This window comes from Micromonospora sp. M61, from assembly GCF_018070245.1.
GTDB classification, from domain to species: domain Bacteria; phylum Actinomycetota; class Actinomycetes; order Mycobacteriales; family Micromonosporaceae; genus Micromonospora; species Micromonospora zamorensis.
The window spans coordinates 1-11,683 of record NZ_JAGPYA010000022.1; the positions used below are offsets into that span (position 1 = coordinate 1).

Annotated in this window: 9 protein-coding genes and 1 riboswitch; of the genes, 6 read left to right on the plus strand and 3 right to left on the minus strand. The window is 70.8% G+C overall.

The genetic code is table 11. The features are described 5' to 3' along the window. Positions 1-150 precede the first annotated feature (150 nt). A riboswitch (SAM riboswitch) is annotated at positions 151-286 on the plus strand. A gap of 10 nt (positions 287-296) precedes the next feature. Both thrC and KBX34_RS14755 read left to right on the plus strand, forming a co-directional pair. Beyond that, positions 297-1,583, plus strand: a complete 1,287-nt coding sequence (gene thrC, locus KBX34_RS14750; RefSeq protein WP_210925457.1) for a threonine synthase — start codon at positions 297-299, stop codon at positions 1,581-1,583. A gap of 324 nt (positions 1,584-1,907) precedes the next feature. Beyond that, positions 1,908-2,927, plus strand: a complete 1,020-nt coding sequence (locus KBX34_RS14755; RefSeq protein ID WP_210925459.1) for a GNAT family N-acetyltransferase — start codon at positions 1,908-1,910, stop codon at positions 2,925-2,927. Between the two features lie 9 nt (positions 2,928-2,936). On the opposite strand, the gene KBX34_RS14760 is transcribed toward KBX34_RS14755, so the two are convergent. Continuing rightward, positions 2,937-5,129, minus strand: coding sequence for a hypothetical protein (locus KBX34_RS14760; protein WP_210925461.1), 2,193 nt, complete (start codon positions 5,127-5,129; stop codon positions 2,937-2,939). Positions 5,130-5,308: 179 nt separating this feature from the next. Here KBX34_RS14760 and paaN point away from each other — a divergent pair, with 179 nt between their 5' ends. Then, positions 5,309-6,982 (plus strand): phenylacetic acid degradation protein PaaN, encoded by a 1,674-nt coding sequence (gene paaN / locus KBX34_RS14765; protein ID WP_210925463.1) that lies wholly within the window; start codon positions 5,309-5,311, stop codon positions 6,980-6,982. A 170-nt stretch (positions 6,983-7,152) separates the two neighbouring features. On the opposite strand, the gene KBX34_RS14770 is transcribed toward paaN, so the two are convergent. Beyond that, positions 7,153-7,683: a GNAT family N-acetyltransferase gene (locus KBX34_RS14770; protein WP_099848955.1), complete on the minus strand. Its 531-nt coding sequence runs from the start codon at positions 7,681-7,683 to the stop codon at positions 7,153-7,155. 338 nt (positions 7,684-8,021) lie between these two features. Between KBX34_RS14770 and KBX34_RS14775 the strand changes: the two genes are divergently transcribed. The 3 genes from KBX34_RS14775 (at position 8,022) to groL (ending at position 11,352) form a co-directional block, all read left to right on the plus strand. Further along, the gene (locus tag KBX34_RS14775) at positions 8,022-8,225 is read left to right on the plus strand and encodes a cold-shock protein (protein ID WP_088950422.1); all 204 of its coding nucleotides are present in this window, start codon (positions 8,022-8,024) and stop codon (positions 8,223-8,225) included. A 97-nt stretch (positions 8,226-8,322) separates the two neighbouring features. Next, positions 8,323-9,459 carry a hypothetical protein gene (locus KBX34_RS14780; protein WP_210925465.1) on the plus strand — a complete coding sequence of 379 codons (1,137 nt, stop codon included), beginning with the start codon at positions 8,323-8,325 and terminating at the stop codon, positions 9,457-9,459. A gap of 270 nt (positions 9,460-9,729) precedes the next feature. Then, positions 9,730-11,352 (plus strand): chaperonin GroEL, encoded by a 1,623-nt coding sequence (groL, locus tag KBX34_RS14785; RefSeq protein WP_030490078.1) that lies wholly within the window; start codon positions 9,730-9,732, stop codon positions 11,350-11,352. A gap of 56 nt (positions 11,353-11,408) precedes the next feature. On the opposite strand, the gene KBX34_RS14790 is transcribed toward groL, so the two are convergent. Next, the gene (locus KBX34_RS14790) at positions 11,409-11,657 is read right to left on the minus strand and encodes a hypothetical protein (protein ID WP_088950419.1); all 249 of its coding nucleotides are present in this window, start codon (positions 11,655-11,657) and stop codon (positions 11,409-11,411) included. Positions 11,658-11,683: the final 26 nt, after the last annotated feature.

Sequence of the window (11,683 nt, forward strand, 5' to 3'; positions counted from 1 at the left end):
CCCGCGCCGCGGCACTGCCCCGGACCACAGCGGTCACGGACCCGATCGCGGTGACCGACCCCGCAGCGGTGAGCGTCCGCTGACCCACTACCTGGGATCTGCCCTGGAGGCCGCGCCCGGCTTTGCCTAGACTCGACGACACAACTGCATACCTCATCCAGAGGGGCTGAGGGATACGGCCCGACGACGCCCCGGCAACCACCCCGCGCGCTCACCGCTGAGCGACCCGCGGGGCAGGTGCCAATTCCGTCCCCGCCGCACCGTGCGATGCGGGGAAAGATGAGAGGACTCTCGACATGACGTCGACGCTCGCCGCCTCCGGCATCGACACCTCCGCCAGCCCCGCCCGCGCCCTGGTCTGTCGCGCCTGTTCGGCGCGCTACCCGCTCGCCGCCCAGCACGCCTGCTACGAGTGTTTCGGCCCGCTGGAGGTCGACTACGACACGGCCGCCCTGGCGACGGTCACCCGCGAGCAGATCGAGGCCGGGCCGAAGAACATCTGGCGGTACGCCGCACTGCTCCCCGCCGGTCAGGACCCGGCCAGCCGGGTCACCCTCGACCCGGGGCTGACCCCGCTGGTGGCGGCCCCGCACCTCGCCGCCGAGCTGGGCATCACCGCGCAGCTGTGGGTCAAGGACGACAGCGCCAACCCCACCCACTCGTTCAAGGACCGGGTCGTCTCGGTGGCGCTCACCGCCGCGAAGGCGCTCGGCTTCACCCGGTTCGCCTGCGCGTCGACCGGCAACCTGGCCAACTCGGTGGCAGCGCACGCCGCCCGCGCCGGGGTGCCCTCGGTGGTCTTCATCCCCAGCGACCTGGAGCAGGGCAAGGTCATCACCACCGCCGTCTACGGGGGCGAGCTGGTCGCCATCGACGGCTCGTACGACGACGTCAACCGGCTCTGTGGTGAGCTGGTGGAGACCGACGAGTTCGAGGACACCGCGTTCGTCAACGTGAACGTCCGCCCGTACTACGCGGAGGGCTCCAAGACGCTCGGCTACGAGGTGGCCGAGCAGCTCGGTTGGCGGATCCCGGCGCAGGTGGTGATCCCGATGGCCAGCGGCGAGCTGCTCACCAAGATTGACAAGGCGTTCTCCGAGCTGGTGGAGATCGGTCTGGTCGAGGCGCCGGCCGGCGGCTGGAAGGTCTTCGGCGCGCAGTCCGCCGGGTGCAACCCGATCGCCACGGCCCTGCACGCCGACACCGACACGATCACCCCGGTCAAGCCCACCGGCATCGCCAAGTCGCTCAACATCGGCGATCCCGCCGCCGGCCTCTACGCGTTGGAGGCGGTCCGTCGCACCGGCGGTTGGATGGAGTACGCCGACGACGACGAGATCCGCGCGGGCATCCGCGACCTGGCCCGCACCACCGGCGTCTTCGCGGAGACCGCCGGTGGGGTGACGGTGGCGGTGCTGCGCAAGCTTGTCGAGTCCGGCCGGCTCGACCCGACGGCGGAGACCGTGGTGTTCAACACCGGCGAGGGTCTGAAGACCATCGACGCGGTGGCCGGTCAGGTCGGGCCGACCCACCACATCAAGCCGTCGCTGCGCGCCGCCCGCGACGCCGGCCTCCTGGGCTGACCCGCTGCCGGTCTTGATCCACTCGGGTTGACGGAGATCGGGGTGTCCGGGGGTGACTGGACACCCCGACTTCAGTGAAACCGAGTCGATCAGTCCGTAACTGGGTTTTAGCTGTGAGTGTGGAAAACCCGCCGCTACGGACTTGACGGCAGGAACCGGACGGCGCAAGATGCTCCGTGCGGGAGGGCATTTCGCCGAAGACTTTTGAAGTTCTTGCGACCCAACGCCGGAGGCGTTGTGCGAGTGTCCCTCCCGACCAACGTTCGATCGGGCCAGCGAGTAATTCGCTGGCCCGATCGCTTTTGTACGGTGCACGCTCACCGCATGAGCATCACCATCGCGTCGTTCGACGGCGCCGACCGCACCTCGGTCGACGAGGCGTACCGGATCGGCGTGGCGGCCACCGAGGTCGACCTGCCGGACTTCCCACCCTTCTGCCGACGCCGCTTCGACGCGCTGTTCCACACGCCGATGCCCGGCACCGAATCGCTCTGGGCGCTGGCCCGGCTGGACGGCGCGCCGGCCGGCTACCTCCAGCTGGACCTGCCGCAGCTCGACAACACCGACAACGCCACCGCCGAGCTGACGGTGCATCCCGAGCTGCGGCGCCGGAGTGTCGGTCGCGCGCTGCACGAGTACGGCGTACGCCTGCTCCGCGAGCGCGGCCGCAAGCGGGTCGTCGCGATGACCGTCTCCGCGCTGCCCGACGGGCCGGCGCGATCAGCGGCGGGAGACGCGTTCGCCGCCACCACCGGCGCCCAGTCGGCGCTGCCCGAGGTGCGTCGCCGCCTCGACGTCGACGCGATCGACCGGATCGCCCTGCGCGCGGCGCTGGCCGACGCCCGGCCGCGGGCGGAGGGCTATCAGTCGGTCTGCTGGCAGGGCTCCACCCCGCAGGAGTACGTGGCGGACATCGCCTACCTGGATGGCCGGTTGCTCATGGACGCGCCCATGGGCGACGTGCAGTGGGACCCGGAGCAGGTGGACGCCGAGCGCATCCGTGGCACCGAGCGCGCCCTGGACGCCCGGGGTCGGCGGCGCTACCACCTCGGGATGCGCCACGAGGCGTCCGGGCGGCTGGTCGCCTGGACCCTGCTGGACGTGAGCGCCTCCACCGACTGGCACTCCTACCAGCAGATCACCATCGTCGACCCGGCCCACCGTGGGCACCGGCTCGGTCTCATCGCCAAGGCGGAGAACCTGCACCACCTGCTGACCCACGAGCCGACGGTCCGCGTCATCGACACCTTCAACGCCACCAGCAACAGCTACATGGTGGCGATCAACGAGCAACTCGGCTTCCGCCCGGTGGACGCCTGGAACAACTGGCAGCTCACCCTCTGACCCGGGCGGTCAGCCGTCGGTTCGCTCCAATCGCCCGACCAGTTCGCGGATCGCGTCGTGGAAGTCGTCGTCCGGGGTGAACCGGTGGCCCTGCACCGGTGGGGGCACGGTGTCGGTCGGTGGGATGAGCAGTCCCTTCGGGTCCCCCACCCGACGGTCGACCCGGGCGGCCGGGTCGTCGGGTCCGTCCAGGAGGGGGACGAACACCGGTCCGCCGACCGCGTCGGTGTACCGCCACAGGCTGATCCACCGCCAGGCCAACCGGCCGCCGACCTCGCGCAACATCTCGTCGTTGACGTACGCCGGGAAGATCCGCCGGTACCGGTTTCCGAGCGGGGTGCCGTAGGTCAGCAGGGCCACCCGCCGCTGACAGTGGTCGGGGAGTTGAAGGATCGTCACCGCCGCGAGCACGCTGCCGTGACTCTGCCCGGACAGCACCACAGCGTTCCCGTCGGCGGTGAGCTGCCCGATCCGGCGGGTCAGCTCGGGGACGGCCCGCTCGACGTAGCACGGCGGGGCGAGCGGGTGCGCGGCACGCGGCCAGAAGGTGGCCAGCTCCCAGAGCACACCGACCAGCCGGATCGGGCCGGATCGGTAGGCGACCAGTCCCATCACCGCGAGGACCGTGGCGAACAGCCCGATCAGCAGGGCGCCCAGGTCGGTTACGAAGATCACCGGACGGGCCAGCGGCTCGCCGCCCAGTCGCAGAGCGAGCGCACCCGGGCCGGGACCGATCACCGAGAGCCCGGCCGCCGCCAGGGTGAGCAGTGCCAACACCACGTACGCGGTGGCCAGCAGCGGCCCGAGCCGATCCGTCAGCCTGGCACGCACGATCGCGTCGCGGACGGCCCGGACCCGTTCGGGGGCCGCGCGGGAGGCTTCCGGGTAGTCCCACCGGACCAGTTCCTCGGCCTCCCGGCGGCGACGACCACGCCGGATCCGGGGTACGAGCACCGCCGTCACGACCACCAGGAGCACGGCAAGGCTGAAGCCGAGGGTGACCCAGCGGTAGGCGATCGGCGGCGACAGCGGTGGCGCCCCGGGCGGCAGCGGCCGCGCGGGCGTCGGGCTGGACCCACGGTCCAGATACTCGGCGAGCCCGTAGGTCAGACCCGAGGAGTAGGCGACGCCCAGCCCGATCGCGACGGTGATCAGCACCGGCGCGCCCAGCCCGGCAAGCAGGAAGAAGGGGCGGGGAAGGGAACGGCGCTGCACCGCCACCACCAGGCCGAGCATCGCGAGCAGCGCCACCTGCCCGGCGAACAACCCGGCGACCAGCATCCCGTACCCCGGCAACGTCCCCTCGGCCGCCCACGGCGGCCGAGGCGCCAGGGCGTACCCCAGGGTCAGCGCGGTGAGCGCGACGGCCGCCCAGCGGATCGTCCGCGAACTCCGCTGGTCCTGCTCCCCGCGTCGCTCGATCGCCGGCCGGCAGAGCAGCACCACCGCGCCGGCGAGCAGCACCACATTCGCGGCCAGCAGCAGCCAGCCGGGCAGTGCGGCGTCGTGCGGCGCCAGAGCCAGCAGCAGAGTGACGTCGAGCGTGCCCAGCGCCACCGCGACGTGCACCGAGCGCAGTCGGCGCAGCAGCGAGCGGGTGTCCCAGAAGGCGGGCGCGTCGAGCCGGTCCGCACCCACCCCGGGCGCGTGGTCGCTGTCCTCGGGAAGCTGCCAGGTCCGGGCACCGAGCCGCCAGATCAGGACGATCGCGATGATCGGCGGTACGGCCAGCAGCGCGAGCCGCTGCCCGGGCGGCACGCCACCCAGCCAGGAGAACTCCCGCCGCCCCTCCAGACACCTCGGATAGGCCGCGCACTGCCAGGCGATCAGGTCGAGGGACACCCCGACGGTGGAGAGCACGTACATCGCGGTCATCGTCGCGGCCAGCAGTCGGCACAGCGCCCGCGCGGCACGGCCGCCGCCACCGGTCACCGGCAGCATCCAGACCGCGATGTTGCTGAGCATGAACGGCAGGAGCAGGACCAGGGAGAACGTCCGGGTCGCGGTGCCGCCGGTCAGCCGGCTCCAGCGGTACGCCTCAAGCGTCACCCCGTCGCGGTCCGCAGGGGCACCGTAGCCGGGCCGCGGCCGGTAGAAGCCGGCGTTGTCGTCTCCCGCGACCCGCGCGACGATCGGTCGGTCGAGGATCGTCTCGGGCCCCTTGTCGGCGACCCCGTGCACCCGGATCTCGGTGATCCTCACCCGCCGCCCTCCCGTGGCCTGCTCTCCTGGCCGGAGGCCCGCGGTTACCCGCTGCCGCCGCGGGCAACCGCGGTGCCGTCGGTCATTGGCGCTTCTGCTCCCGAACCCGACTGCGGCATGAGCCGCTGTCGGGCATTCGCGCTACTGCTCGCGGACCGGGCTCAGGCATGATGGCGGGCATGACGGAGACCCCGCAGCCCCTGTACGACAGGCACGCCGACACCCTCAACCGTGCGCTGACCGCGATCACGGAGCGGGGCTACTGGTCCGCCTATCCCGAATCCCCCAGCCCTCGGGTGTACGGCGAGACCGCCGCCGCCGACGGCAAGGCCGCCTTCGAGGCGTACCTCGGTGGGGACTTCCCCCTCGACCAGCCGGGCGCTGGCGACCGGGTCGCCACCGAGACGAGCCCGTTCGGAGTGGAGCTCGCGGTGCGCTACCCGCACGCCGGCCCCGGCGAGCTGGTGAGCGCCGCCTCCGCCGCGCTGCCGGCCTGGCGCGACGCCGGCCCGCAGGCCCGGGTGGGAGTCTGCCTGGAGATCCTCGACCGGCTGCACAAGAACGTCTTCGAGCTGGCCAACGCGGTGCAGTTCACCAGCGGGCAGGCGTTCGTGATGGCCTTCCAGGCCGGCGGCGCGCACGCACTGGACCGGGCCCTGGAGGCGCTGGCGTACGCGTACGCCGAGATGACCCGGCACCCGGGGACGGCAGGCTGGGAGAAGGCCGCAGGCAAGGGTGACCCGCTGCGGATGACCAAGACGTTCCACGTGGTGCCGCGTGGGGTGGCGCTGGTGATTGGCTGCAACACCTTCCCGACCTGGAACTCGTACCCCGGGCTGTTCGCCTCGCTGGTCACCGGCAACCCGGTGATCGTCAAGCCGCACCCGCGCGCGGTGCTACCGCTGGCCATCACCGTGAAGTACGCCCGGGAGGTCCTCGCCGAGGCCGGGTTCGACCCGAACCTGATCATGCTGGCGGCCGAGGCGCCCGGTGAGAAGCTCGCCAGCGACCTGGCCCTGCACCGCTCCGTGAAGATCGTCGACTTCACCGGCTCCACCGAGTACGGCGACTGGCTGGAGACGCACGCCCGGCAGGCCTCGGTCTACACCGAGAAGGCCGGTCTGAACACTGTCGTCATCGACTCCACCGACGACTTCGCCGGCATGTGCCGCAACCTCGGTTTCACGCTGACCCTCTACAGCGGCCAGATGTGCACCACCTCGCAGAACATCCTCATCCCGGCCGGTGGCATCGAGACCGACCAGGGGCACAAGAGCTTCGACGAGGTGGCCGGCGGGATCGCCGCAGCGGTCGGCAAGCTCACCGCCGATCCGGCGCGAGGCGTGGAGCTGACCGGCGCCATCGTCAACGACGGGGTGCTGGAACGGCTGGCCGAGGTGACCAAGGTCGGCGAGCCGGTGCTGGAGTCGCGGGTCGTGGCGCACCCGGCGTACGCCGACGCGGTGGTGCGTACCCCGACGATCGTGAAGCTGGCGGCGGACGACGCGGAGACGTACGGCCGGGAGTGGTTCGGGCCGATCTCGTTCGCCATCGCCACCGACTCCACCGCGCAGAGCCTGGAGCTGCTGCGCCGGACGGTCGGCGAGAAGGGCGCGCTCACCGCCGGGGTCTACTCCACCGACGAGGCGGTGCTGGACGCCACTGAGGCGGTCGCGGTCGAGGTCGGGGTGCACCTGTCCTGCAACCTCACCGGCGGCGTCTTCGTGAACCAGTCGGCGGCGTTCTCCGACTTCCACGGCAGCGGGGCCAACGCGGCGGCCAACTCGGCGTTGACCGATGGGGCGTACGTGGCGAACCGGTTCCGGATCGTTCAGTCTCGGCGTCACGTGTAGTGGTTGCGGTGGGGGTTTCCGGGGCAGCCCGACCCGCTCCGGGCGGTCAGGCTTGATCCCTGCGCGGGTCGGGCTGCCCCGGAAACCCCTTGTGGGCACTGTGGCGCGGGCGCTTCCGGTTTCTTTATTGGGGGGCGTCAGAGTGGCTCTGCCTTGGGGTCAGTTCTCTGTTAGGCGGGTCGGCGCATCTGTAGCTCGTTCAGGGCTGGGATTTTGGGGTGAGGGACTCGCACGCCGGTGTCCTTGAAGCCCAGCCGCTGGTACGCCCGGTAGGCGCGGTCGTTGCCGACCACGACCTCCAGCAGCAGCTCCGGTCGGCCGCACGCCCGGGACCAGTCGGCCACCCCGTCGATCAGGTCGCCGAGAAGGCCGCTGCCCCGCCAGGTCGGCGTGACGTACACGGCGTAGATCACGGTCAGCCCGGGCTCGTCCGGGGTGACCGTGCCACCGGCATGCCCGACCAGCCGGCCACCCGGGTCCGCGACGAACTGCGCGTTGTTCGGGCCGGCCGAGGTGTACGCGACCCGTGCGGCGTACTCGTTGTGCGGTCGGGCCGCCGCGTCCGCCAGGGTCTCCAGGAAGGCCAACGGTGCGTCGGCGAGCATCTCCAGGCGCAGCGCCCGCATCCGGGCGGCGTCCTCCGGCCGGCCCCGGCGGATCTCCGCTCGACGAACGGAGGTCGAGCCCGTATCGGTGGTCATGCCGCATGCCTATCACAGGGCGTGAACGGCATTTTTCGGGTCGGGCCCGATCTTCACCGGCTCGCGGCGCAGCCTCGTCTCCTTCCCCGCTGGCACTCACGTCGATGAATCCGTCGGATCGCCGCGTCGGGTCGATCGGTGCGGCCGGAGCTGGTGTGGAAGCGATCAGGACCATGCCCGATTTGTGGTCGTGCGCGGCTGTCAGTCCTCGTGTAGCGTGCGATTTCGGTCACCTGCTTCAATGGCGTTCATCGATTGCCGGGGCGGTGGTCCGAGAGCGCCCGGCCGCTCCGTGCGCCGGGTCAGGCAGCACCGCGCAGAGTGAGGGAAGTGGCACCGTGGCACAGGGCAGCGTCAAGTGGTTCAACGCCGAAAAGGGCTACGGCTTCATCGCCGTCGACGGCGGTCAGGACGTGTTCGTTCACTTCTCCGCGATCGAGATGGACGGCTACAAGGCGTTGGACGACGGCCAGCGGGTCGAGTTCGAGATCGCCCAGGGCCAGAAGGGCCCCCAGGCGGAGCACGTACGCGTCATCGCCTGACCGTTCCGCACCGGTCGGCCACCGCCTTGGGGGCTGGCGGCACGGGCGCGCAGCCGGGAAGATCGTGAACCGTTCCAGCCGATGCTGAGGAGCGTTCATGACCGACCAGCCACCCTCGTCCACGCCGCCCTACGGGCCGGGTGAGCCAGGCCCGTCCGACCCCACGCAGGGCGCCTGGGGCCCGGCCGGTCAGCCGCCTGGCTCCGTGCCGGGTGTCCCGCCGGCTGGTTGGGATCCTGCGCAGGGTGCCTGGGACCCGGCCGGTCAGCCGCAGCAGGGGTGGGTGTTCCCGCCCACCGGGGGCTACCCGCCTGGAGCGGGGCCCTACGGTCCGCAGCCGTGGCATCCGGGGCCGCCGGTCAACTGGTACCCGCCGGGTTACGGGTACGACCCGAACGACCCCCTGGTCACTCCACCCGGTGCCGGCCTGGCTGGCTGGTTCAGCCGGTGCTGGGGAGCGCTGGGCCGGGGCTGGCGGCAGCTGGTGCCCATCATGCTGCTGACCCAGGTGCTGCCCGCGGCGGTGCTCTCGGTGATCTCTCTCGGGGCGGACCCGTCGGCGAAGTGGGCCGCCGAGGCCCAGACGAGCACGACCGCCGCCCTGCCGGACAACTTCGCCGTGGAGCTGGTGAGCCTCCTGGTCCTGCTGATCGGCGGCAGCGTGCTGGTCGGGCTGTTGCAGGCCGTCGGGTGGGCCGCCGGCAGTTGGGTGATCACCCAGCAGGCGGCCGGTCAGCCGGGCAGCCTGGATTCCGCGCTGCGCTACGGCATCCGTCGGGCACTCGGGTTGTGGGGGTGGACCCTGCTGATCAGCCTGCTCGTCGGCCTCGGTGCCTGCTTCTGCGTCCTGCCCGGCATCTACCTGGCGTTCGCGCTGAGCATGGCCGGCCCGGTCTACCTCTTCGAACGCCACAACCCGATCGGCCGGTCGTTCCGGATGTTCCACGACCGGCTCGGCCTGCTGCTCGGTCGGGTGGCCCTGGTCGCCCTGGCGGTGATCGTCGGCACCGTGATCCCCGGCGCGCTGGAGGGCGTTGGCACCGCGGCGTTCGGTACGGATCCCTTCGCGTCCCCGGACAGCGCGGTCGGGGCGGTGGTGGTGATCGGGATCACCGCGGTGCTGGCCCTGCCGGCCCACCTCTCCCAGATGATCGGTCTGCTGGTCACGTACGCCGAGCAGCGCGCTCATGAGGCGCCGGTGAACACTCCCGGACTGGCCGCGGAACTCGGCTGAGCGGCCCCATCGTGCTTGCACTCGGCAGGGGAGAGTGCTAAACAAGTCATTGGCACTCGCATACCGTGAGTGCCAACGGTCGGGACGGTGGGGCCAGGTTGTGCCGGTGTGGAGACACCGGGGCAGCACATGGCCGGTCGTCGCGGGCTATCCGGCCCGGCCGAAGGACGTCGTCGTCGCCAGGTGGCGACGTCCCTAGGTGCGCACACCAGGCGGCCCATCCGGGGCACATCTCGGGTGGCCCGTGAGTGTCCAGGAGGACAACGCCGTATGGCCAAGATGATCGCTTTCGACGAAGAGGCTCGCCGCGGCCTCGAGCGGGGCATGAACCAGCTCGCCGACGCCGTAAAGGTGACCCTCGGCCCGAAGGGCCGCAACGTCGTGCTCGAGAAGAAGTGGGGTGCCCCCACCATCACCAACGATGGTGTGAGCATCGCCAAGGAGATCGAGCTCGAGGACCCGTACGAGAAGATCGGCGCTGAGCTGGTCAAGGAGGTCGCCAAGAAGACCGACGACGTTGCCGGTGACGGCACGACGACGGCGACCGTCCTGGCCCAGGCCCTGGTTCGCGAGGGCCTGCGCAACGTGGCCGCTGGCGCCAACCCGATGGCCCTGAAGCGGGGCATCGAGGCCGCGGTCGCGAGCGTCTCGGAGGAGCTGTCCAAGCTCGCCAAGGACGTCGAGACCAAGGAGCAGATCGCCTCCACCGCCTCCATCTCCGCTGGCGACAGCACTGTCGGCGAGATCATCGCCGAGGCGATGGACAAGGTCGGCAAGGAAGGCGTCATCACCGTCGAGGAGAGCAACACCTTCGGGCTGGAGCTGGAGCTCACCGAGGGTATGCGCTTCGACAAGGGCTACATCTCGGCCTACTTCATGACCGACCCGGAGCGTATGGAGGCCGTCTTCGACGACCCGTACATCCTGATCGCCAACAGCAAGATCTCGTCGGTGAAGGACCTGCTCCCGATCCTGGAGAAGGTCATGCAGTCGGGCAAGCCGCTGCTGATCATCGCCGAGGACCTGGAGGGCGAGGCCCTCGCCACCCTGGTGGTCAACAAGGTCCGTGGCACCTTCAAGTCGGTCGCCGTCAAGGCGCCTGGCTTCGGTGACCGCCGCAAGGCCATGCTGACCGACATCGCCATCCTCGCCGGTGGCCAGGTCATCAGCGAGGAGGTCGGCCTCAAGCTCGACGCCGCCAGCCTCGACATGCTGGGCCGCGCCCGCAAGGTCGTGGTGACCAAGGACGAGACCACCATCGTCGACGGTGCCGGTGACGCCGAGCAGATCCAGGGCCGGGTCAACCAGATCCGGGCCGAGATCGACAAGAGCGACTCCGACTACGACCGCGAGAAGCTGCAGGAGCGGCTGGCCAAGCTGGCTGGCGGCGTTGCGGTCATCAAGGTCGGCGCGGCCACCGAGGTCGAGCTCAAGGAGCGCAAGCACCGCATCGAGGACGCCGTTCGCAACGCGAAGGCCGCCGTCGAGGAGGGCATCGTCCCGGGTGGTGGCGTCGCGCTGGTCCAGGCCGGCAAGACCGCCTTCGACAAGCTCGACCTGGTCGGCGACGAGGCGACCGGTGCGAACATCGTCAAGGTCGCGCTGGACGCCCCGCTGCGGCAGATCGCCGTCAACGCCGGCCTTGAGGGCGGCGTCGTGGTGGAGAAGGTCCGTAACCTCGAAGCGGGTCACGGCCTCAACGCCGCCAACGGCGAGTACGTCGACCTGCTGGCCGCGGGCATCATCGACCCGGCCAAGGTGACGCGCTCGGCGCTGCAGAACGCCGCTTCCATCGCGGCGCTGTTCCTCACCACCGAGGCCGTTGTCGCGGACAAGCCGGAGAAGACCCCGGCTGCCCCGGCTGGCCCGGGTGGCGGGGACATGGACTTCTGAGTCCAGTTCCGACACGGAACGGGGCGGGCCGCTGATGCGGTCCGCCCCGTTCGTCGTCAGGTCGGCAGTGGGCGCTGGTTGCGCCGCTTCTGTGCCCGGTCGTACGGCGGAAGCAGTTTGATCGGCTCGTCCACCATCTCCCGTGACTCCTCGACGACCGCCGACCCGTCGTCGGTGGTCATCTCGGCCAGTTGCTCGGCGTCGCCGTAGTCGAGCCGGTCGAACGGCAGTTGGCCGGGGAGTTCGCCGACCGGTTTCCAGGTGATCGGCGGGCCGTCCTCGGTCTGGTCGTCATCCGTGGTCATGGCTGCCTCCTCTACCGAAACGGTAG

Coding starts and splice junctions, on each gene's coding strand:
- KBX34_RS14755 (WP_210925459.1), top strand. CDS start 1,908: ATGAGCATCACCATCGCGTCGTTCGACGGCGCCGACCGCACCTCGGTC.
- paaN (WP_210925463.1), top strand. CDS start 5,309: ATGACGGAGACCCCGCAGCCCCTGTACGACAGGCACGCCGACACCCTC.
- groL (WP_030490078.1), top strand. CDS start 9,730: ATGGCCAAGATGATCGCTTTCGACGAAGAGGCTCGCCGCGGCCTCGAG.
- KBX34_RS14790 (WP_088950419.1), bottom strand. CDS start 11,657: ATGACCACGGATGACGACCAGACCGAGGACGGCCCGCCGATCACCTGG.
- KBX34_RS14770 (WP_099848955.1), bottom strand. CDS start 7,683: ATGACCACCGATACGGGCTCGACCTCCGTTCGTCGAGCGGAGATCCGC.
- KBX34_RS14780 (WP_210925465.1), top strand. CDS start 8,323: ATGACCGACCAGCCACCCTCGTCCACGCCGCCCTACGGGCCGGGTGAG.
- thrC (WP_210925457.1), top strand. CDS start 297: ATGACGTCGACGCTCGCCGCCTCCGGCATCGACACCTCCGCCAGCCCC.